At 35.4% G+C, this 22,412-nt stretch carries 25 protein-coding genes and 2 tRNA genes; 7 read left to right on the top strand and 20 right to left on the bottom strand.

Going from position 1 to position 22,412, the window contains the following annotated elements; translation table 11 throughout:
* Positions 1-355 precede the first annotated feature (355 nt).
* Positions 356-715: a DUF6572 domain-containing protein gene (locus AC1Q8M_RS16705; RefSeq protein ID WP_000061063.1), complete on the top strand. Its 360-nt coding sequence runs from the start codon at positions 356-358 to the stop codon at positions 713-715.
* 159 nt (positions 716-874) lie between these two features.
* Here AC1Q8M_RS16705 and AC1Q8M_RS16700 read toward each other — a convergent pair.
* The 8 genes from AC1Q8M_RS16700 to AC1Q8M_RS16665 all read right to left on the bottom strand — a co-directional run bounded on the left by AC1Q8M_RS16700 (position 875) and on the right by AC1Q8M_RS16665 (position 6,719).
* Positions 875-948: transfer RNA gene (locus AC1Q8M_RS16700), tRNA-Arg, on the bottom strand.
* A 1-nt stretch (position 949) separates the two neighbouring features.
* Positions 950-1,023 (bottom strand) — tRNA-Gly (locus AC1Q8M_RS16695).
* A 108-nt stretch (positions 1,024-1,131) separates the two neighbouring features.
* Positions 1,132-1,635, bottom strand: coding sequence for a metallophosphoesterase (locus tag AC1Q8M_RS16690; RefSeq protein WP_098366039.1), 504 nt, complete (start codon positions 1,633-1,635; stop codon positions 1,132-1,134).
* A 13-nt stretch (positions 1,636-1,648) separates the two neighbouring features.
* Positions 1,649-2,257 carry an XTP/dITP diphosphatase gene (locus AC1Q8M_RS16685; RefSeq protein WP_141533147.1) on the bottom strand — a complete coding sequence of 203 codons (609 nt, stop codon included), beginning with the start codon at positions 2,255-2,257 and terminating at the stop codon, positions 1,649-1,651.
* 11 nt (positions 2,258-2,268) lie between these two features.
* Positions 2,269-3,006, bottom strand: a complete 738-nt coding sequence (gene rph / locus AC1Q8M_RS16680; protein ID WP_001261762.1) for a ribonuclease PH — start codon at positions 3,004-3,006, stop codon at positions 2,269-2,271.
* Positions 3,007-3,137: 131 nt separating this feature from the next.
* The gene (gene gerM / locus AC1Q8M_RS16675; RefSeq protein WP_001126743.1) at positions 3,138-4,187 is read right to left on the bottom strand and encodes a spore germination protein GerM; all 1,050 of its coding nucleotides are present in this window, start codon (positions 4,185-4,187) and stop codon (positions 3,138-3,140) included.
* A 183-nt stretch (positions 4,188-4,370) separates the two neighbouring features.
* Entirely contained in the window at positions 4,371-5,180 is an 810-nt protein-coding gene (gene racE / locus AC1Q8M_RS16670; RefSeq protein WP_016512279.1) for a glutamate racemase, read from the bottom strand.
* 213 nt (positions 5,181-5,393) lie between these two features.
* Positions 5,394-6,719: an MFS transporter gene (locus tag AC1Q8M_RS16665; RefSeq protein ID WP_098361467.1), complete on the bottom strand. Its 1,326-nt coding sequence runs from the start codon at positions 6,717-6,719 to the stop codon at positions 5,394-5,396.
* Positions 6,720-7,111: 392 nt separating this feature from the next.
* Between AC1Q8M_RS16665 and AC1Q8M_RS16660 the strand changes: the two genes are divergently transcribed.
* Positions 7,112-7,795, top strand: coding sequence for a type 1 glutamine amidotransferase domain-containing protein (locus AC1Q8M_RS16660; protein ID WP_000728528.1), 684 nt, complete (start codon positions 7,112-7,114; stop codon positions 7,793-7,795).
* Positions 7,796-7,843: 48 nt separating this feature from the next.
* Here AC1Q8M_RS16660 and AC1Q8M_RS16655 read toward each other — a convergent pair whose 3' ends face one another.
* The 5 genes from AC1Q8M_RS16655 to AC1Q8M_RS16635 form a co-directional block, all read right to left on the bottom strand.
* Positions 7,844-8,482: a TetR/AcrR family transcriptional regulator gene (locus AC1Q8M_RS16655; protein ID WP_016512276.1), complete on the bottom strand. Its 639-nt coding sequence runs from the start codon at positions 8,480-8,482 to the stop codon at positions 7,844-7,846.
* A gap of 227 nt (positions 8,483-8,709) precedes the next feature.
* Entirely contained in the window at positions 8,710-9,372 is a 663-nt protein-coding gene (locus AC1Q8M_RS16650) for a type 1 glutamine amidotransferase domain-containing protein (protein WP_016512275.1), read from the bottom strand.
* 107 nt (positions 9,373-9,479) lie between these two features.
* On the bottom strand, positions 9,480-9,704 hold the full coding sequence (gene gerE, locus AC1Q8M_RS16645) for a spore germination transcription factor GerE (RefSeq protein ID WP_000659484.1): 225 nt from the start codon (positions 9,702-9,704) through the stop codon (positions 9,480-9,482).
* Positions 9,705-9,869: 165 nt separating this feature from the next.
* The gene (locus AC1Q8M_RS16640) at positions 9,870-11,165 is read right to left on the bottom strand and encodes a purine/pyrimidine permease (RefSeq protein WP_098361465.1); all 1,296 of its coding nucleotides are present in this window, start codon (positions 11,163-11,165) and stop codon (positions 9,870-9,872) included.
* A gap of 98 nt (positions 11,166-11,263) precedes the next feature.
* Positions 11,264-12,505, bottom strand: coding sequence for an amidohydrolase family protein (locus AC1Q8M_RS16635; RefSeq protein WP_098361464.1), 1,242 nt, complete (start codon positions 12,503-12,505; stop codon positions 11,264-11,266).
* Positions 12,506-12,685: 180 nt separating this feature from the next.
* On the opposite strand from AC1Q8M_RS16635, the gene AC1Q8M_RS16630 reads away from it, so the two are divergent.
* Positions 12,686-12,871: a PspC domain-containing protein gene (locus AC1Q8M_RS16630; protein WP_000044337.1), complete on the top strand. Its 186-nt coding sequence runs from the start codon at positions 12,686-12,688 to the stop codon at positions 12,869-12,871.
* 70 nt (positions 12,872-12,941) lie between these two features.
* Here AC1Q8M_RS16630 and AC1Q8M_RS16625 read toward each other — a convergent pair whose 3' ends face one another.
* Complete coding sequence (locus tag AC1Q8M_RS16625; protein ID WP_000661921.1) at positions 12,942-13,514, bottom strand: helix-turn-helix domain-containing protein; 573 nt, start codon at positions 13,512-13,514, stop codon at positions 12,942-12,944.
* Between the two features lie 99 nt (positions 13,515-13,613).
* Here AC1Q8M_RS16625 and AC1Q8M_RS16620 point away from each other — a divergent pair, with 99 nt between their 5' ends.
* Positions 13,614-14,579, top strand: a complete 966-nt coding sequence (locus tag AC1Q8M_RS16620; RefSeq protein ID WP_001201640.1) for a DMT family transporter — start codon at positions 13,614-13,616, stop codon at positions 14,577-14,579.
* Positions 14,580-14,722: 143 nt separating this feature from the next.
* Complete coding sequence (locus AC1Q8M_RS16615) at positions 14,723-15,388, top strand: aquaporin (RefSeq protein WP_000913213.1); 666 nt, start codon at positions 14,723-14,725, stop codon at positions 15,386-15,388.
* A 59-nt stretch (positions 15,389-15,447) separates the two neighbouring features.
* Here AC1Q8M_RS16615 and AC1Q8M_RS16610 read toward each other — a convergent pair whose 3' ends face one another.
* The 3 genes from AC1Q8M_RS16610 to AC1Q8M_RS16600 form a co-directional block, all read right to left on the bottom strand.
* Positions 15,448-15,879: an Rrf2 family transcriptional regulator gene (locus tag AC1Q8M_RS16610; protein WP_000512998.1), complete on the bottom strand. Its 432-nt coding sequence runs from the start codon at positions 15,877-15,879 to the stop codon at positions 15,448-15,450.
* 118 nt (positions 15,880-15,997) lie between these two features.
* Positions 15,998-17,224: an ABC transporter permease gene (locus tag AC1Q8M_RS16605; protein ID WP_072940454.1), complete on the bottom strand. Its 1,227-nt coding sequence runs from the start codon at positions 17,222-17,224 to the stop codon at positions 15,998-16,000.
* A 2-nt stretch (positions 17,225-17,226) separates the two neighbouring features.
* A complete protein-coding gene (locus AC1Q8M_RS16600; RefSeq protein ID WP_065229401.1) occupies positions 17,227-18,111 on the bottom strand; it encodes an ABC transporter ATP-binding protein in 885 nt (294 codons plus the stop codon).
* A gap of 343 nt (positions 18,112-18,454) precedes the next feature.
* On the opposite strand from AC1Q8M_RS16600, the gene AC1Q8M_RS16595 reads away from it, so the two are divergent.
* Positions 18,455-19,282: a 5'-nucleotidase, lipoprotein e(P4) family gene (locus AC1Q8M_RS16595; RefSeq protein WP_000782771.1), complete on the top strand. Its 828-nt coding sequence runs from the start codon at positions 18,455-18,457 to the stop codon at positions 19,280-19,282.
* 25 nt (positions 19,283-19,307) lie between these two features.
* On the opposite strand, the gene motB is transcribed toward AC1Q8M_RS16595, so the two are convergent.
* Positions 19,308-20,096: a flagellar motor protein MotB gene (motB, locus tag AC1Q8M_RS16590; RefSeq protein ID WP_001256741.1), complete on the bottom strand. Its 789-nt coding sequence runs from the start codon at positions 20,094-20,096 to the stop codon at positions 19,308-19,310.
* Entirely contained in the window at positions 20,086-20,880 is a 795-nt protein-coding gene (motA, locus tag AC1Q8M_RS16585; protein ID WP_000344862.1) for a flagellar motor stator protein MotA, read from the bottom strand. The genes motB and motA overlap by 11 nt, the downstream gene beginning before the upstream one ends.
* Before the next feature lie 269 nt (positions 20,881-21,149).
* On the opposite strand from motA, the gene AC1Q8M_RS16580 reads away from it, so the two are divergent.
* Entirely contained in the window at positions 21,150-21,929 is a 780-nt protein-coding gene (locus tag AC1Q8M_RS16580) for a M15 family metallopeptidase (RefSeq protein WP_053563591.1), read from the top strand.
* A 36-nt stretch (positions 21,930-21,965) separates the two neighbouring features.
* Here the strand turns inward: AC1Q8M_RS16580 and AC1Q8M_RS16575 are convergent, their stop codons facing one another.
* Positions 21,966-22,412, bottom strand: coding sequence for an acyl-CoA thioesterase (locus tag AC1Q8M_RS16575; RefSeq protein ID WP_072940449.1), 447 nt, complete (start codon positions 22,410-22,412; stop codon positions 21,966-21,968).

Below are 22,412 nucleotides of genomic sequence, written 5' to 3'. Positions count from 1 at the left end.
CATCTCCCTTTTTTATACGACCTTCTTAAACCCTCTAACCAATCACAGGTCCAGTCAATTGGAGATTCTCGTTTTCCGCTTCTATTAATTGTAACACACTGCCGGGGATAAGTTCCGACAATCGATGCTCAATCTTACTAGAATGGTAAAAAGTTTTAGAACATTCTAAGTAAAAAATTAGGATAATACGGATATGGATTTGAGTTCCATCATAAGCCTATTGATTCTTTAAATTAAATAAGAGGAATATGGCGCAACAGTTGTAGGCAAAGGGAAACCACCTTTTGTAGGCGGTACGGAAATACCTCCAACTAAAGTTGAAATTAGAAGAAAACAATAGATAAGAGGTGTACTTATGTCTTTATACGAATTAGAAAAAGTTGATTTTATGGGCTACAATAAAGAAGAAAAAATAGCCTATTTAGTCATCGCTGATGAATTAGACTGGTCTGATGAGGAAAAACATATTGAATTACTGCAAGAAAAAATCAATTTGTATTTGGGCTTTATAGAAAGTGACGAGGTTTACGAAAGGTATCCTGAAGTAAAAGGGTATGGTTTTGTTATTAAGATATTCGGGAAATATCTTTTTACTGAATGGGGCATAGAATTTTTAGAAAAGATTGATGAGGCTCTCGTTGAAGCTGGATATGGTTTTCAATACGTGCATAAACCATTTGATGAGCCTGAACAAACAAATAATATAACTGACTAGCAAAGAGCGTTTTTTAAGCGCTCTTTTTAATGCACTTTAATCTGTTGCATATACTCATTATCATATATCCCGTTATAATATTTTTAAACCTCTTGCACATACATCAATTTGTAGACAAACAAAAAACCTTGTTATCAAAAGATAACAAGGTTTTTTTAGCGTCCCAGGAGAGATTCGAACTCCCGACCGTACGCTTAGAAGGCGTATGCTCTATCCGGCTGAGCTACTGGGACATGGAGCGGGTGAAGAGAATCGAACTCTCGACCAGAGCTTGGAAGGCTCTTGTTTTACCACTAAACTACACCCGCATATGTTATTTTCTTTTCTTCGTTAGCGCCGTTGCCCTATCGACAATATTTATTATATGTATAACCACACATAAAGTCAACACCTTTTTTAAAAGAGGATAAATTTTCTTATCCTCTTTTAAAAACTGCTTGTTCAACTAGTTGTCCGTCTAACGTTTCGAAACGAACTTCCATTTGATTTTCATCCATTTCTAATAAAGAAAATGTCTTTTCTACACGCTGACGTGGTAATAAAATACTGCCTGGATTAATAAATAAAACGCCCTCGATTAATTCCGCACCTAATACGTGAGAATGTCCGAAGCATGCAACTTGCGCTCCCACTTCTTCAGCATGGTACGCTAGCGTTTGTAATGTCATTTTCACATTATGGCGATGTCCATGCACTACTAAGAAGCGAATTCCATCTACATCAGTTACAATTTCATCTTGAAAGTTAGCATAATCACAGTTTCCTTTTACAACATGGAAACCTTGCAGTTCTTCATGAGCAGGCGTTAGCTCTGAATCACCGCAATGAATCATGATATCTACTTTCCCTTCATATTTCTCTTTCAACTGCTGTAATTCCTTCACAGAGCTATGACTATCGCTTACGATTAAAGCTTTCATCATTCTCTCTCCCTTATTCTCCTAAAAACCATTCCGGGATTTTTTCTTCTAACTTACGAAGAGCACGGCCACGATGGCTAATAGCATTTTTTTCATCTGAACTTAATTCCGCCATTGCTTTTTTGTATTCTTCCACATAAAAAATCGGATCGTATCCAAAGCCATTTTCTCCGCGGCGTTGTTCTAAGATAAATCCTTCACATGTCCCATTTACAATGACAGGCTTTTTATCACCTTCAGGGAAAGCAACTGCTAATGCACAATAGAAACGAGCTTTACGCCTTTCAAAGTCAACGCCATTTAATTCTTGTAACACTTTATCGATATTTGCTTGGTCATTTTTCGGTTCACCAGCAAAACGCGCTGAATACACTCCTGGTTTTCCATTTAAAGCATCTACAATAAGACCCGAATCATCCGCAATTACGATAGAATTCAACTGTCTACTCAAACTATCCGCTTTTAAGATCGCATTTTCTTCAAATGTTTCACCAGTTTCTTCGACTTCTTCAATATGAGGAAAATCGTGTAATGATTTCACTTCTAAATCAAATCGCTCAAATAATTCAGCAAACTCACGTACTTTTCCCATATTTTTTGTCGCTACAACAACTTGTTTCATACTTTCCACCTCTACTCTATATGAGATACGATGTCACCTAAAGCTTCTTTTTGTATATCAATCAGTTGGAAAATGCCTTTTTCCGCAGCATCAAGTAGTTCATTTAACTGCGCTCTACTAAACGTCGCTTCTTCTCCAGTTCCTTGCACTTCAACAAATTGGCCTTTTCCAGTCATAATTACGTTCATATCAACGTCTGCTTTAGAATCTTCTGCATAGTTTAAATCTAAAACAACACCTTGCTCTTCAACAATTCCTACTGACGTTGCTGCTAAATAATCTTTTACTGGAATTTTAGATACTTTTTCTGCTTGTAATAATTTCTCGAAAGCTAATACCATCGCTACATATGCACCTGTAATAGACGCTGTTCTCGTTCCACCATCTGCTTGGATAACATCACAGTCAATCCAAACTGTTCTCTCGCCAAGCGCTTCTAAATCAACTACCGCACGTAATGCTCGTCCAATTAGACGTTGAATTTCCATTGTACGTCCTGTTACTTTCCCTTTACTTGACTCCCTAATTGTACGTTGTTCTGTCGCACGTGGAATCATCGCATATTCAGCTGTTACCCAGCCCTTTCCTTCTCCACGCATAAATGGCGGGACACGCTCTTCAATTGTCGCTGAGCAAATCACCTTTGTATCCCCAACTTCAATTAATACAGATCCCTCTGGATGTTTTAAATAATTCGTATGAATATGTATATGGCGTAATTCTGTTTTCTCTCTACCATCTACTCGCATAAAAATAACCTCCTCTTAATTACTACTCGTTAGTATAGCCAAATTTAAATGTATGATATGTATACAATAAAAGAAGGAGAACCCAAAAAGCAATTCTCCTTTCTTACTTAAGTATATCAAATTATTCAAGATTAAAAACTACCTGTATTCACGTTTTCTGGACGATCTACAGGTTTTATTAACTTTCCGCCCTTTTCATCTATAAGATTTGCTTTTCCATTCACTTCAATAGAAATATTTTTCACACCTTTCTTTTCTGTTAAAGATAAAACTAACGACTTCAATACGTAATTTGAGATCATATTTTTATCTGGGTTTACAAATATATTTTCATTAAAGTTTAATGTAAGATTTCCGTCTTGTAATTTCGGATTCGTAATAAGCTTAACGCCTGGATTAAAATCATTCAGGAGCGATTGATGGATCGGACCTTTTACAAGTTCATCTATAATTGCTGCATAGTCATTTTCTTTACCTTCCGCAACGCGGCGTGTGACTGGTACGTAGTATTGCTGTTTATTATTATTTTGCGCCATAAAATACAGTGTGACTGGTTTTGTATTTGTTACATCTGCTACTTGTTCATCATCGAAGTTAATACCATTTGCACGGCTCACTCCTTCACCAAGCGGTGTACCAGCAACCGGCATCTTCGCCAATTTCTCACCATTTATTTGGAACTGCACTTGTTTTATCTCTGTAAATTGCGTCAACGTCCACGCTATAGATTCAATGATTTGACGCTCTTCTTCTTTCGCATAGTTTTTCATTTCTTTAGAGAAATCAATAACTGCCGTCCCGTCCTTTTTCAAATCTAAAGTCATCGTTGTATTCGCCGGAATGACTGCACGAAACCCATTCGGTAATAAATTCGTTACCGGTCCATCTTTCACAAGGTATTCTAACGTTTGCTTCACAGTCTCATTTGCTTTCGGAGTAGGTATAGCTAACGTTTGTGGTACAACATAACCATTTTTATCAACAAGGTATAGTTCTCTATTTACCATTTGCCCTTGCTTATCTTTTTTAGCTACTTCTTTCTTCCCACCCTCTGTATACGTAACTTGTTTTGGCGGATCAATTTGTTCAGTTGCTTTCTCCTGATTTATAAAGCCACACCCTGTTAGTAAAACAGCGCTCACAGTAGCACCAACAACCCATTTAAAAGTGGATTTAGGCATGCCATTCCCCCCTAAAATCTAAGTTTGTACTATTATGTATACGAGCCGTTTCACATTTTAGAACAAGCTGTGCCTCTTATAAAGTGAAACTTTAATCAGTGGAGGGTCTAACTGCCCAGCAAATAGCAAGATAAAACAAAAAACTCCTGATTTCTCAGGAGCTCACTTATATGAATTCTACTATTATTCTTTTTCTAAATGAATATGCTTCACATTTTCAATCGGTTGACCGAACCATTTTGATGCAATTTCTTTAAACAAGCCTATTTTTCCTGTTGTTAAGAAGAGATGATCGCTTTGTTCTTCTCCTTCATTCAACATTTTACTATGATATAAGATTGTACTTACTTCACGTGCTGTTTCATCACCAGAACTAATTAGTTGTACTTTATTTCCCATTACTTTTTTAATAACAGGTCCTAAAATCGGATAGTGTGTACACCCTAATATAAGTGTATCAATATCGGTACTTTTCAGTGGTTGCAGCGTTTCTCTTACAACTTCATACGCCATTTCACTTTCGAAATTCCCACTCTCTACAAGTTCAACGAAAGGTGGACAAGCTAAACTTTCTACCATAACACGGTTATTAATAGACTTTAACGCCTCTTCGTATGCACCACTTTTCACCGTTCCAATCGTTCCAATAATCCCAACGTGATACGTGTTTGTCACTTTTAAAGCTGTACGTGATCCTGGGTGAATAACTCCTACTACTGGAATTGGTAATTGTTTTTGCATCTCTTCTAATACAACTGCAGTTGCTGTATTACACGCAATAACTAACATTTTAATATTTAAATCTAGTAAATGCTCCGTCATTTCCCACGTAAATTGACGTACTTCTTCTCGAGAACGTGGACCATAAGGACAACGTGCTGTATCTCCTAAATATATGATACGCTCTTTCGGCAACTGACGAATTAATTCCTTCGCTACTGTTAAACCGCCAACTCCTGAATCGATAACACCGATTGCTCTATTCAACTTCATCACCCGTTTTCTCATTCATCATCTTTTATGTTTATCATTATATTTTACACACTTTAAGTTCGCTCACTTCAAATGCTTCTGTATGAAAATTTTCATTTGCCCATGTATTGACTAGGACCTTTTTTATTTTGCTCCTTTTTTTCATAATTTGCAAGATAGAAAAATAACCGACCTTCTATAAGAAAGTCGGTTTCTTCTATATAAAGTGCATATTCATTGATCCATCTTTTTTTGAAAAGAAGACATTCCCATTAATAAGACGAAATGAACAGAAATTAAAATGACGATCAAAATAAAATTCAATCGATAACTATTTGTAGATTCCATAATTTTGCTCGCTACAGCTGGTCCGAATGCCATACCGAAAAAGTTAATTAAATTATATAAACCAAGGCCAACTCCAACTTTAGCTGGATTTAATGTTTTCGGAATAAATGTGTTTAATGATACTTGAATTGCCGAATAACTCATAAATGTTAAAATAACCGCAAATAAAATAAAGAGTAAGTTCCCGTCTGGAATAATCCCTAAAATTAAAAAGCCAATGATCATAACTACAGACGCTACATACATCATCCTCACATTCCCAAACGCAGGAATAATCTTTCCGGTAATAAAACTAGATACAATACCAAAGAGAGATGCAACAAACAATACAATTCCAATAACGAACGGAGACAATCCGTGCCCTCTTCCTAACAGTAATGGTAATAATAATAAACTAGCACATAACGCCACATTAATGATAAATCCGACCGCTATTAAACGCAGTAATGGTTTATTTGTAAACAACTCAATATCAATAAACGGCGACTCTGCTCTCTTCATATGAGCCTTGAATAAAAATAGGAAAGCAACAGATAACACAAAAAGCCAACTATTAATATTCACTCCTAATAAAACGGTCGTAATCAATACAAATAATAAAACTGCTCCAATGAAATCAAAGTGAAACACTTCATCGGTATGTTGCACCTCTTCTGGCATAAATTTTACGAGCAAGAAAATACCAACCATTGAAATAACCATAAATAAAAATAAATACGGCCACCCTAACGTATTTGTAATTGCCCCACCAACTAAAGGTCCAATACCAACCGCTAATGCAATAGAAGAACTAATCATTGCTAACGCACCCGGTTTTTTAGTTGGAGCAACTAATTTAGCCACCGCAATCATACTAAGCGCAATAAACGCTGCTCCTCCGCTCGCCTGCACTAGCCTTGCGAAAATGATAATCTCATAAGATTGATTCACAAACCCAACAATAGAACCAGCTACAAATATGATAATAGAAATAATTAATAGCCTTTTTACACTGTAACGATCAGCCAGTTTTCCATATATCATCGAACCGATACCGACGACTAAAGAATACCCTACTACAACCCAACTTACTTTCAATTGACTAATTGATAAATCATTGGCAATATCCTCTAGCGCTACATTAAATAACACAGCGTTCATCGGTCCTAACAAAACAATAAAACATAATGTAAAAACAAACCATTTCGAATGGTTACTTATATCTTTCCCCATGTGTAACACTCTCCTGATTGCAATTTTAAAACTGTCAAACTATAGATAAAAAAATGAAGTTATTTAAATGTTGTATCACCACTAAACAACTTCATTAAATGTATAAATGGTGCTAATTTATCGCGCGATAAATTGAATTCGAAACGAAACACGTATATTGTTCGATATTCATGGAACTATCATAGTTTCAGCATTACAGTTTGTCAACGAAAAACATACAAAGTAAACTAATTTAGTCTTTTTAGTTTACTTTGTTCAAAAGTTATTATACACTAATTTCGAAGCTGATATAAGGAGGACTGGCATGATTATTCAAATTTGCATTTTTTAACTTAATAAAATGAAACGAATACAGAACTTTTATATAGAAGAGACATTATAGGAGGATTATGATGAAGAAAAAAATGTTAGTTGTATTAACAAGCGTAGAAAAATACCCAAATTTAAGTAGGGCTACCGGACTTTGGCTCGGTGAAGCTGTACATTTCGTAAAAAAAGTAGAAGAAGCGGGTTACGAAGTTGATTACGTCAGTCCACAAGGCGGTTATACACCAATTGATCCACATAGTTTAGCAATGGCGGAGAGCATCGATTGGGAATGGTACCAAAAGAAAGAGTTTATGAATCGCCTCGGTTCTACAATGAAACCAAGTGAAGTGAATCCAGAAGACTACGCTGTTATTTATTACGCAGGTGGTCACGGGGTTATTTGGGACTTCCCAGAAAATAAAGAACTTCAAAATATTAGCCGCAATATTTATGAAAACGGCGGTATTGTTTCTTCCGTTTGTCATGGAGCAGCTGGTTTATTTCATATTACATTAAGTAATGGGGATCGTTTAATTAGCGGTAAGAAGGTAACAGGCTTTTCAAATGAAGAAGAAAAATTAGCTGAATTAGATCAATTCGTTCCATTTTTAACAGAAGATGAACTCATTAAAAATGGAGGACTTTACGAAAAAGCTGCACAGCCTTGGGAAGCTTTTGCTCTAGAAGATAATCGTGTTATCACTGGTCAAAACCCAGCTTCAGGTGGTTCAGTAGCCGAATTAGTATTAAAACAGTTGCAAAAATAATATGTACTAAAAAAGCAGATTTCCCTCTACTAAGGGAGATCTGCTTTTTTACGAAATCATTTGCAAAATAGCAATAACTTCTTTTTCAATTTCAGAATCATCAATTGCTTCTATATACTCTGGTTTAAAAAGTTGATACTTCTTTAATTGATAAAAATCAAATATCGCTTTCTTTAAAGTAATATCGTACTGAATACAAAAAGAATGATCTATAATACGTCGTAACATCACATCATCTTGTACCATAAATAATTGTGCATTCATTTTATTAAAATAACCTTGTTCCATACCCGCTTCAAAAAACATTTGCAAATTATGATTACGATTTTGTTGTGCAGCGACTAATTGATCTGACAAATGCGGATATGCTTCTTTCAAATCTTGCAAAAAAACATCCGAAATATATGTCACACATTTTAAAGAGTGGATAAACGTCTTTTGGAAACGTTCTGCAAAAGACATGCTTTCATCTTGATTGTCCGCATCACCTTCGAGTAGATAATTCATAAAATCCTCTACTACCGCCTCAATAATTTCATCTTTCGAAGAAAAACGTTTATATAAAGTAGCTTTACTAATATCCATATATTTCGCAATTTCATCTATTTTCAATTGGCTAAAACTCGTCTTTCTAATAACGGGCTTTATTTTATTAATATAAGTATTTGCACATGCGACTTTTCTCATTTAAAAGAGCCTCCCCTTTTGTCCATACAAAATAGTATAGCAAATTCACGAATGATTATAAATGAAGTTATTATACTCATTATGCTTTTTTAGTTTATTACATTTTCATATACTATACATAAAGAACTAGAATCCATTATCACCAACTGGACAGTTACAAACCAATTTTGAGGGGGGAATTTTAGGATAAAAATACCCACTACCTTTGTTAGTAGCGGGTACTTTTTCTATAATTTATTTACAGCCCTTTTTATAGCCTTACCTATTTCCACGCTAGACTGTGGATTTTGCCCTGTAATTAAATGCCCATCTACTACCACATGCGGCGTAAAATTAGGCGCTACATAAAACAAAGCTCCTTCTTCTTTCAACTTACTTTCTAACAAAAACGGAACGCGCTTTTCTAAATGTACAGCTTTTTCTTCATCGTTTGTATAACCTGTTATACGCTTACCGGCAACAAAAAACGAGCTATCCTTATTTTTCACACCGACTAAGGAGCTTACTCCGTGACAAACAGCCGCTACAATCCGGTTATTGTTATACATATTCTCAATCAAATTTGCTACATATGGATTGCCTGGAAAATCTACAATCGCCCCGTGCCCACCACCAAATAAAACCGCATCATAATCCGAGAAATGAACATTTGAAATCGGCCTCGTATTTTGTAATAAAGAAGCTACATGCTTGAATTCGCGAGGTATACCATTCGGAATAGACACTCTATCTATAGGTACTCTCCCGCCTTTTATTGACACAATATCAACATCAAACTTAGCCTTTTTAAATAAATGATAAGGAGCTGCGAGCTCTTCAAGCCACAAACCCGTCGGGTGTCCATTCATATCATGAGCACTTGTTGAAACTAACAGTATCCTTTTCAACATATCCCCTCCTTATTACCTATTTATGTATGGAGTGTTCTTATCATTCATATAGCAAGTGAAGCAAACAAAAAAATAGCCGACTCTTTGTATAAAAGTCGGCTGCTTTCTTATAGTTCGAGCTCTCCCATACGAAGAAGCTCCACAACTGCTTGTGAACGTCCTTTAACCCCTAGCTTTTGCATTGCGTTTGAGATGTGGTTGCGAACTGTCTTTTCACTTATAAAAAGTTCACCTGCAATTTCCTTCGTTGTTTTATCTTGAACCAGTAATTCAAATACTTCTCTTTCTCTCTTTGTGAGTAAAGGTTTAGATTGATACGCTTTTTCCTTCAACTGGTATAACCCTCCTTGCTTAAGCCAGAGCTGTGTATGTGTAAGTTGGGTGTTTATTTAGTCAAGATATTGTATGAACGAAATGTGCAGGTGGTGAATGAAAATGGGCTTTATTTCCTATGTTATTTTAGACTTTTATACAGTGCGTACACTCTTTTTATCCACTTACTTTCCAACGCGCCATATTTGTTCTAGCAATATACTTACAACCGTACCTACAAATAAACCATTACCGAATATATATTGCATAACAGACGGCAAGGATTGGAGTGCTCCAGACGGTAAAAACATAACGCCGCTGCCAAATAATACTGCAACGCCTAAAATCGTTACATTCCTTTCACTCATCGGCACTTGTTTTATATTATTAAATCCAATTCCAATTAACTGTACGAACGAAGCCATTAAAACAGCCGATGCGACAGCAGATGGTAAAGATGCTAAGTAACGAATAATACTTGGAAAAAGAGACATTACGACTAGTAACGCACATGCCATTAAGAACGATCGTATATACTTTTGTTTTGTTAAACGTATAAATCCTGCCGTTGCTGGTAACGGAACGACACCTACAGTTGAAAATACAGAAGAGATGATATGTGAAATCCCCCCAACCCATGTTCCATCTTTCAACTGTTTTTGTTCAATAGTCGCTTTATGAATAGTTGCTTGATTAATTGCTATAATAGCTGCCACCGTATTCGAAACTAAAATACATACCATAACGAAACTTGACACAGCCATACCTATATTCCATTTCGGAAGTCCCCAAGCAAATATATGTGGAAGTTGCACAAAATGAGTTACTTGAGATGGGATTGTCACTTTTCCTGCAATGAGAAAAATAATCCACCCACTAATTAATCCTATTAAAACTGCATAACTTTTGACAAAGCCTTTTCCGAAATTAGATAGTATAATAACGAACAAAAATATACTAAACGCGATCATTGCTGTAAATCCGTCGATTTGAGAAATAGTAGCTGTAATTCCTAACATTCCTTTTAAAAATACACCACTTAATTGTAAACATAATAAAAGTAAAAACGTCCCTGTCACAAGCGGCGTAAATAAAAATAAAATACGTCCTATAAAACCAGTTACTCCTAATCCTATTAAAAGAACACCGGAGATTATCATTCCTAATTCTAAAATTTGCAGTGTACTATGTAATTGATCCTGTCCGGCCGTTGCATAAGCAAGTACGGTAAATACACCAACCCAAGATCCAGCCGGCCCATCCGCAATTGGCAGTCTATGCCCAAGCCAGCCTTGTAAAAAAGAAGATATACCAACTACAAAAAACGTACGCTGCATTAAATAAAATATTTCTTCCGTCGTAAGATGAAATAATCCGCCAACGACAATTGGTAGTGCGATTGAATTTGCTAATAAAAATATAAACCATTGCAAAGTTCCCATAATATGATTTTGGTTATGTTGATTGTCCAAAATTTTCATCCCTTCTAGCTTTCCTATAAAAAATATATTGTAAGAATAAAAAAGAAGAGTTCTAGACTTACCATTAGAACCCCCCTCAAAATATTTAAACGATTCTTCTACACAAGATTATTTAATTCCACTTCATTTAAACTTCCAACAACAATATTTCCTTTATACACGACTAAACGTTTTTCTATTTGACGCGCTACTGCTTCAGCAGCGCATGTCGCATTTGTCAAAACAAAACTCGCTTCATCCCCTACATTCGGCCATACTCGCTTCCCTTCATTATTTAACGTTTCTTTTCCTCCTGTAATAAAGCGAAGTGCTTTTCCTAAAGACCTTTCGTCACTCCACCCAAAACGCTCTGCTAATCGATTCGCCTTTTGAAGCATATCACCTGTTCCAAACGGTGACCAATGATCTGTAATACTATCATTCCCTAATGAAACCTTAACACCTTTTTTATCTAATAACGGAATTGGGATTACCTGTTTACCAATTGGTACCGTTGAAGTAATATCAATATTTACATTTGCGAGTCTTTCTGCCACTTCTTCAGCCTCTTTATCAGTAACACCACCAAGTCCAAGTGCATGACTAATTGTTACACGACCTTGCCATCCTGCTTCTTCTGTTAAACTTGCCAATCTCTTCATCGTAAATGTTCCAAGATTATTCGCATCATGCAAATGAATATCAACATCCGCATTAAATTCTACTGCGATATCCATAATTGTATGTAATGATTTTTCAATGTCATTATCCACTGTAGCTGGATCTACGCCTCCGACTAGATGAGCACCCATACGCATCGCATCTTTCACGAGTTGTACAGAATTACTGCGCAATAATCCATGTTGCGGAAACGCAACAATTCTACTAGACACTCGATTTTTATATGTTTCTAATGCCGCTAACGTCGCCTCCAAATTACCAAGCCCAATAATTGGATCAACATTACAATGCGTTCTAATATTCGTTGCACCATTTTGCAGTAGTAACTCTAGCATATTTTCCGCTCTATTTTGGGCAGTCGCTAATTGCTTTGGTAAAATTTTTTCTTCTTCATTAAAACGTGTAAAAATACTTTCTGCTGGCATACAAGCTTTCCAAGGACCACTATAATATGTCTTATCAATGTGAATATGCATCTCTTCGAAAGCGGGCAAAATTAATAAACGATTAGCATCAAGAATGAGTACCCCTTCCTCTTGAACAGTCCCTGCTATAATTTTTTTAATTCGTCCCTCTTCAATAAGTAAACTACATAACTCTGTTTCTGTTTTTGAAATTCTCCCCTCTTCATATGTATACCCCGATTCAAGCGTTACATTAGTCAACCAATATACCGTCATCTCTATTTCCCCACCCTTTATTAAAAGTTACCTCTTACTATAATTTTAATATCAACTGAAAATTAAGACAATTAATATGACTGTTCCCTAAAAAAATGTCATACAACCTCATAGTCTCCTCATAGATTTCCATATAGAATAGAAGTATAGAGTTTGCTATAAAAAGGAGTGTATTGGAAGATGTCAAAAAGATTATGTAAATCCGAAACTGATAAAATGCTATTTGGTATATGCGGTGGTTTAGGAGAATATTTTGATATTAGCTCTACTCTCATTCGCATACTTTGGGTCATTGCAGTTTTATGTTTTGGGACGGGGTTTTTAGTTTATTTTATTTGTTTATTACTTATGCCACGCTCTTACTAATAACATTCTTTCATATATTTGAGCATAGTGTATACAAAATCCCCTATAGATTTTTCTATAGGGGATTTTTTCATGAAGAATATTTCATCGTTAAATGTAATACCGCCACTTCTTCTTCTTCATTTTTATAAATATGCTTCTTATTCGCTTCAAATTGAATGGAATCAAACTCATTTAATTCATATACATCATTCTCCACTTGAATAGACACTTTCCCTTTCATTACCGTTACAAGCTCAATCGCACCTTCATGATGAGCTTCTGGTTCATATATACTATTTGATCGTAAACAAGCACGGTGCATTTCCATCCCTGTTTCTTTCGTATAACGGAACATCGTTTCTAAATGCCATGCTTGTCCTACATCTACTGCAAATCCTTCTCCACAGCGCGCAACGGCTACTGGTTCTCCAAAAACCATTAATCTAGATAAAGGAATTGATAACCCTTTCGTTATTTTCCAAATGACAGCTAGCGTCGGATTTGTTTCCCCTCTTTCGATCTTTCCTAATGTTAATTTACTAACTCCTGTTTTATGAGCTAATTCTTCTAAACTTAATTTCTGTTCATTTCGAATTTGTCTCAATAACTGTCCAACTTGTTGAATGACTTCTTTCGTTTGCATATCTTCATTTTCTTTCATATATAAAACCACCTCGAAGTATAAAATAGTTTACTTTTATTTAATTAAAGTATATCATACTATACATAATTATTTATTTTGAAAGGAGTGCTATACTTCATGCGCGCAATTTTATTAGGTCTTTTATCATCGGCCTTTTTTTCTGCAACCTTTATTATTAATAGAGCAATGAATGTATCTGGAACGAGCTGGGCTTGGACAGCTTCCTTCCGTTTTTTATTTGCTCTCCCTATTTTATTCCTTATCGTTTTATTTCGCAAAAACTTTAGGGGATTATGGAAAGAGTTAAAAAAACATCCATTGGCGTGGATCGGATGGGGTTCTGTTGCCGGTATTGGTTTTTATTCTTTATTAAGTTTCTCAGCTGTCTTTTCTCCAGCTTGGCTCGTTGCTGGAACTTGGCAAGTTACGATTTTAGCTGGTTTACTACTATCACCACTATTTTTTGTGAAAATAGAAACAAAATCAGGTACGAAACTTGTACGTGGAAAAATTCCACTTCGTAGCTTATATGTTGCTTTATTTATTTTACTTGGTGTAATTTGTATGCAAGCAACTGCCGCAGGCCATATTACAATGACTCAGTTCATTTCAGGTTTTTTACCTGTCGTATTAGCCGCTTTCTTATATCCGTTCGGTAACCGAAAAATGATGGAGCTTGTTGGCGGACGCCTTGATACGTTCCAACGTGTATTAGGAATGGCAATTGGAAGTCTTCCTATAACAATTTTGCTTGGTGTATACGGATTTTCTACTACCGGTATTCCAACATCTAGCCAAATGCTTCAAGGATTTTTGTTAGCATTATGTTCCGGCGTTATTGCAACGATGACATTTTTCTTTGCTACTGACTTAGCAAAAGATAACCTGGCTTTACTTGGAGCTGTTGAAGCAACACAAGCTGGAACGATGGTCTTTACCGTACTTGGAGAAATTGTTTTCTTGAATGGTTCGTTTCCTGGCGGGCTTTCCCTACTTGGAATGATTATTATTATGTTAGGAATGGTTGCAAATAGTATTTTAAACCGATCTATTCCAGCCGTTAAACAGAAAAAACCAGCATAAAAAAAGAGTATGGTTCTATAGAGATGAACCATACTCTTTTTTATTGTCCCCCTATTTTGCCTTATCAGAATAGTATTTCATTGGCTGTTTATACTAAAACGTATGTTATAATACGTTTCATGCGCATTAATAGGAGGTAAATTATGTTAAAAAAAGCAATCGCTGAATTTATTGGTACCTTTGTACTTGTATTATTCGGAACTGGAGTAGCTGTCACTGGCGGCGGAATCGAAGGAATTGGAACATTAGGAATCGCTATGGCTTTCGGCTTATCTATTGTAGCTATGGCATATAGCATCGGAACAATTTCTGGATGTCACATTAACCCAGCAGTATCAGTAGCTATGTTCATCAACAAACGAATGAACGCTATGGAACTTTGTTATTATGTATTAGCTCAAATTTTAGGTGGTTTATTAGGAACTGCAACGTTAGTAACAATTTTAAAATCTGCTAAAACACCTTTAGATAATTTAGGACAAAATGGTTTCGGAACTCTTGGTTTATCTGGAGCATTTTTAGTTGAGTTCATTTTAACTTTCGTATTTATTTTAGTTATCGTCGCTGTAACAGGTAAAAAAGGAAGTTCTTCTTTAGCTGGACTAGTAATTGGTTTCACATTAGTTTTAATCCACTTATTAGGAATTCCGTTAACTGGAACATCTGTTAACCCAGCTCGTAGTATCGCACCAGCTTTATTTGTTGGTGGAGAAGCACTTTCTCAACTATGGGTATTCATCGTAGCACCAATTCTTGGTGGTATCTTCGCAGCTATCGTAGGTAAATTCATTTTAAATACTGAAAAATAGAATTTTCAATATTTCTGAATAAAAAAAAGCGAGCCCTCATTATGAGGAAGCTCGCTTTTTTATTCTTTCATTTTAGACTTTAAATTTGTAACTAATTGATCTACCGTTACATTTGCAAGCACGTTTTCCATCGCTTCTTGCGCTTGCATTAAAATAATTTCTAATACTGATTGAATATTAGCTCCTACTGGACATTCAATGTTGGGATTTTCATGGAAGGAAAATAGCTGTCCTTCTTCTACAACTTCCACTGCTTTATATACATCAAGTAATGTAATTTCTTCTAAATCTCGAGCAAGTGTCGTACCACCTTTACCAGCTTGTACATCAACAAGTCCTGCTCTCTTCAACATTCCTGTAATGCGACGAATCACAACTGGATTTGTATTCACACTACCGGCAATCCATTCAGAGGTACAGCGAGAGTTTCGATCTATCGCAAGTAATGTCAGCATATGAACACCTACTGTAAAACGACTACTAATCCCCATCTGCACACCCTCCTTTTTATTCATTCTATTAAAAGACGACTCTTATTATTATATACTATTTTTAATTTATACATAAAGAAAAAGCATGATTTCAATAGGAAATCATGCTTTTCTCTCATTATTGACGCTTTATAAATTTCGCTAAATCTTTAAATTTCACTTTATCTGAGTAATTCATTACGCCATTTACGTAAATGCGGCTTGTAACAGCATTTAATATCGCAATTGTCGCCAATAAGACTGCTAATGTTATCGTAATTTCTAGCATACCTGCTTCACCAGCTACAATACGTGAGAAGGTAACCATCGGTGTAAAAAATGGAACGTAAGAACTTACAACAACGATAGTACTATTCGGATCACTTAATGATTTAATACTAATGAAGAATGCAGCCATAATTAAAATCATTACCGGGAAAGATACAGCTTGTAAATCCTCCGTCTTAGACACGACAGCTCCAGCAGCAGCATACATCATTGCATAAAGTAAATATCCCGTAATGAAATAAACAAGAAACATGCTTACAACCTTTGCATCTAATTTCGTAAAGTCAATTGGAATACCCAATAGTGAGGCACTTTCTAAATCGACCCAACCTAACAAATATGGAATAAGATAACCACATGCCAATATGACAAGTTGCAATAAAGCCGTTGAAACAACCGCTAAAATTTTCGCATACATCATCGTAAGAGGTTTCACTTTCGGAAGCATTACTTCCATTACACGTGACGCCTTCTCAGATGCAATATTCATTGCGATTGTATTTCCGAACGCTACAATAAACATATATAAAGCAAATGTAAAGAAATAGGCAATTCCGAAAGAAGATGTACGATCTTTTATCGCTTCTTGCTTTACTTGAATTTCTGTTTGTAATTGCTGTGCAATTTCTGGTGAAACATTATTTTTGGCAATTGTCACCATCGTATATTGTTGCTTTAAATATCCTGCCATAATTGCAGAAGTTGCTTGGCTTGGAAATCCATTATACATATATGTAATCGATGGAGCCCCACCCTTTTCCGTCACATGGAATAGACCATCTAAATCGCCTTCTTCTACTTGCTTATGCAGTTTATCAAAATCATCCTTTGAACCAAGTGTTATTTTTGCTGATGGCAATAACTTATTTAGCTCATCTTTTTGTACTTTATATGTGGAACTCTCTACTACAACTGCAATTTTATCTTTATCCTTATTTTTATCATCGCCTGAAGTAAAATGATTAAATGCAAAAATCCCAAACACAACTAAAAATAAAATGGCACTCGTAATTAATGATTTTTTAGATAAAAATGCTTCCCTAAAATAAAATGAAAATACGTGAGAAAATTTACGCATCGTTATTTCGCCCTCTCTACAAAGATTTCATTTAACGTCGGCTCTAACATTTTGAATTGTCGTAAGCTAACACCTTGCTCTTGCAACTGTTGCAAAATCTTGAGAGCTTCCGCATCGTCTTGTACTTTCACATAAAGAAGGCCTTGTTGTTTTTCATACGATACATGTATAGCCTCTAATCCCTTTTCATTCTCTACTGTATCTTCAATCGTTAAATTACGGAAACCGTATTCTTTCTTAATATCACTTAGCTGTCCTTTTACGACTGCTTCACCTTTTTTCAAAATACATACATGTTGGCAAAAAGCCTCTACTTGTTCCATACGATGACTTGATAAAATAATCGTCTTTCCGCTCTGTACTTGTTCTTCAATAATACTAGCTAACATCCCGGCATTAACTGGATCAAGGCCGCTGAATGGTTCATCTAAAATGAGAAGTTCCGGATTATGAAGAAGAGCAGCAATTAATTGGATTTTTTGCTGATTCCCTTTTGAAAGCTCTCCAGCCGTTTTAAATTTATATTCTGGTATCGCTAAACGCTCTAACCAATGATCAATAGCGTGATCTACTTCTTTCTTCGACATTCCTTCTAATCTACCAAAATATCGCAACTGATCTATTACTCTACTTTTTGTATATAAACCTCTTTCTTCTGGTAAATACCCAATTGTTACGCCACTATCCCCAAATGCTTTTCCATCCCACGTAATCGTACCTTCATTAGGCGTTAATAATCCGAGAAGCATTTTGATTGTTGTTGTTTTCCCTGCACCATTTCGTCCAAGTAATCCTAGTACTTCACCTTTTGGTAACGAAATTTGCAAACCGTTAACTGCTTTTGATTCCCCAAATTGTTTCGTTAAGTTTTGAATTTGTAAACTCAAAGTATAAAGCCTCCCCTTTAGTATCATTCGTACTCTCTTTCAAAGACTATGTTTATTCAAGAAAAAATATAGCACTACACTTCATCCTCTTATATGTAAACACCGTCATTAATCCATCATTTGTTCTATTTAGTTAAAATTGTAAATAACAAAACCCTTTTTGTCAATTATAATTGTCATTACGACAATAAAACTTGTCAAAATAACTATTATTATTTTGCTCATCTTTCTAATATAGGACATACTACTATATATACAAAAGACAATATGCAAATGTTCATATAAAAATATTATATTTTAATATATAATATAAAATGATTTTCTAACATCAAGGAGGATACATATGAAGATGAAGAGGGGCATTACCACTCTATTATCTGTAGCGGTTCTATCTACATCACTTGTAGCATGTTCAGGAACACCAGAGAAAACAGTGGCGAAAGAAGAGAAAGTAAAATTAACAGAACAGCAATTAATGGCTGATTTATGGTATCAAACAGCTGGCGAAACGAAAGCACTTTACTACCAAGGGTACAATATCGGTCAATTAAAGCTTGATGCAGTTCTTGCAAAAGGGACAGAGAAAAAACCTGCTATCGTACTTGATTTAGACGAAACTGTTTTAGATAACAGTCCTCATCAAGCAATGAGCGTAAAAACAGGCAAAGGCTATCCTTACAAATGGGATGATTGGATTAATAAAGCTGAGGCTGAAGCCCTTCCAGGCGCAATTGATTTCTTAAAATATACAGAGTCTAAAGGTGTAGATATTTACTACATCTCAAATCGTAAAACGAACCAACTAGATGCAACAATTAAAAATCTTGAGCGTGTAGGTGCTCCTCAAGCAACGAAAGAACATATATTACTACAAGATCCGAAAGAAAAAGGAAAAGAAAAACGCCGTGAACTCGTTTCTCAAACCCATGATATTGTCTTATTCTTCGGTGATAACTTATCTGATTTCACAGGTTTTGATGGAAAATCTGTAAAAGATCGTAACCAAACAGTAGAAGATTCAAAAGCACAATTTGGTGAGAAATTCATTATTTTCCCGAATCCAATGTATGGCGATTGGGAAGGCGCTTTATATGATTATGATTTCAAAAAATCAGATGCAGAAAAAGATAAAATCCGTCGCGACAACTTAAAATCATTTGAAGTAAAATAAAAGAGGATGGCATTCGCCATCCTCTTTATTTTACTTTCTCTGTTAAAGGCAAGATAAACACTTCCACACGTCTATTCTTTGCCTTTCCTTCTTGTGTATCGTTTGGAGCAATTGAACGGTATTCTCCGTATCCAATCGCACTAAATTTTTCTGGTTGTAATTCTTTATTTTGCAGTAATACTTGCATAAAATTAACTGCCCGCTGCGTACTTAATTCCCAATTCGACGCAAACTGCGCATTGGCAATAGGGACATTATCCGTATGACCCGATACTGTAATTTCACGAGGTGACGCTGAAACAAGTAAGCTAGACATCTCTTTCGCAATCCCTAAAGATTCTAATTTCACATCTGCTTTCCCCGAATCAAACAGTATATTTTCTAATATTGTCACCATTAATCCCTTTTCAGTTAATTTAGTTTGAAAAGAAGAGGATAATTGTTTTTCATTAATATATTGATCAATCTTTTTTTGTAATGCTTTCAATTCATCCATCTCTTTTTTTTCTTTAGCTCTAGCTTCTTCTTGTTTTTTTGCTTGTTCTGCCTCAAGGCTACTTGCTGATAATTCTTTTTCCTCATTTGGCTTTTGATCACTTAAAAATTCTTTGTTACCTGTTCCCCCAGCTAATTCACTTCGAAAAGCAACTGCCATCTGTTTAAACTTCGCAGCATCTATACTACTCATTGCGAATAAAACGATAAACAATGCAAATAACAACGTTAACATATCAGAATATGGAATTAACCACGTTTCATCGATATGCTCATCATGTTTTTTCTTTTTGCCTCTTCTATTTTTCTTACTCCGCATTTTTTTCTGCTCCTTTTTCTAGCTTTTTACGCTCAGTTGCAGAAAGTGCACCTAAAATGCGGTTCTTCATAATAAACGGATATGTACCTTCTTGTAACATTAATAAACAATCAATGATTAAACGTTTTTTCTCAATTTCAGCTGAAGATTTTTGCTTTAACTTATTTGCAAATGGATGCCATAATACATAACCTGAAAAAATACCAAAAATCGTTGCAATAAACGCACCCGAAATAGCATGACCTAACTTTTCAATATCAGTTAAGTTACCAAGCGCAGCTACAAGACCGATAACAGCACCTAAAACTCCTAATGTCGGTGCATACGTACCAGCTTGTGAAAAAATAGCAGCTCCCTTTGCATGTCTTTCTTCAATTGCCTCTAATTCAGATTCCAAAATCTGCTCTAAATCTTCTGCGGATACGCCATCAATCACAAATTTCATACCGCGCAAAAGAAATTCATCTTGAATTTTGTCTAATTGTTGCTCTAAAGACAAAATACCGTATTTTCTACTTTCAGATGTCCAATGAACAAATAATTCTAGCAACTGTTCATAACTTAAATCCTTTTTATTTGAACCAAAAAGAACTTTAAATAGTTTTGGAACCCTTTTTAGTTGATTCATCGGAAATGCAATACATACTGCAGCAAATGTACCGATAAAAATAATTAATGCTGCGGCAGGATTTAATAAGGCTGTTACGTCAGCGCCCTTGACGACCATCCCTACTACCACTGCTAAAAATCCTAAAACAAGTCCAATAATTGTTGCAAAATCCATTCCCATTCACTCCTAGTCTATACAAGAAGTTCTTTATTCTCGATAATCGCTACATCTTCTTATGTATATATATTACATAAAAAATGCAATTCATGAAAGATAAGAAATGAATTATATAAAAAAATACTACAAATTCACACATTTTCTGACATTTTCTTTGCATTTCTATTACGTTATGACTCTTATATTCCTTTTCCAACAAACTAGACTTATAATAAAAAAAAAACGATACACATTTTATTAAGAAGGGACTGTGATTACAAGGCATTATGAAAAAGATAATAATTATTTCTGCCACTACTATTGTAATCGGTATCACATCTTTCACTTACTTTGGTTCTAAATCACCACTACATAATGAAGCGAAAGCTGTCGAAAGTCAAAAACATACTAACCACCCAAAAGAAGAGATTCCTGCTTTTCCCAAAGCTGATCATAATGCAAAGAAAATAGACAATGACTTTTCAGTTGTAACAAATCCAAAATCTAATCTTGTCTTAATTAATAAACATCGAAAACTACCAGATGGATACATTCCTGAAGACTTAACGAGACCAAACGTACCATTTTCTAGTCCAAAAGATAAAGAAAAAACATTGCTACGCAAAGATGCTGCGGAGGCACTTGAAAACATGTTCAAAGCTGCGAAAAAAGAAGGGCTTGATCTTACAGCTGTATCTGGTTATCGTTCATACAAACGCCAAAAATCGTTGCATGATACATACGTTAGACGTCAAGGAAAAGCTGAGGCTAATTCAGTAAGCGCAATTCCTGGTACGAGTGAACACCAAACGGGTTTAGCAATGGATATTAGTTCAAAAACAGCTAAATTTCAATTAGAGCCTATTTTCGGGGAGACAGCAGAAGGAAAATGGGTCGCGGAACACGCTCATGAATTCGGCTTTGTCATTCGTTACTTAGAAGATAAAACAGATACAACAGAATATGCATATGAACCATGGCACTTACGCTACGTTGGTAATCCATACGCTACATACCTATATAAACATCACTTAACATTAGAAGAAGCGATGGAAGACAAAAAATAAGAGAGCAAATTGCTCTCTTATTTTTCTTTCACTCTATCATTGTAGTAATTTCTTCTTCCATTCTTCAGGCCATGGTTCGCCTCTTCCTGTTTTTTTCGACGCTTGAACCATCATTCCACGACCTACTAAACAAACCTCTCCTTCTGCATTCTTCACCATATAATGTAGATCTAAAGAAGAGTTCCCAACCGATCCTGCCTTTACATACACCTTCAACTGTTCATCAAAATATATTTGCTTAATAAAATTACATTGTAAATCCGCAACAACGATCATCATTTCTGATGATGCATGTGTCCACTCTTGCATAAATCCAAGTTCTTTAAACAACGCAATACGAGCTTCTTCAAAATAAGTAAAAGCAACGACATTATTTACATGTCCAAACATATCTACTTCACCAAAACGAACCTTTACAGGATTGTAAAATGAAAAACCACTTTCCCATTTCTCGAAGTCTTCAATATAAGAAATTCTCTTCAA

Source organism: Bacillus sp. GW823-FHT06A10, from assembly GCF_058795375.1.
The sequence above is the reverse complement of the archived record's forward strand: the minus strand, read 5'-3'. Positions and strand labels throughout refer to the sequence as shown.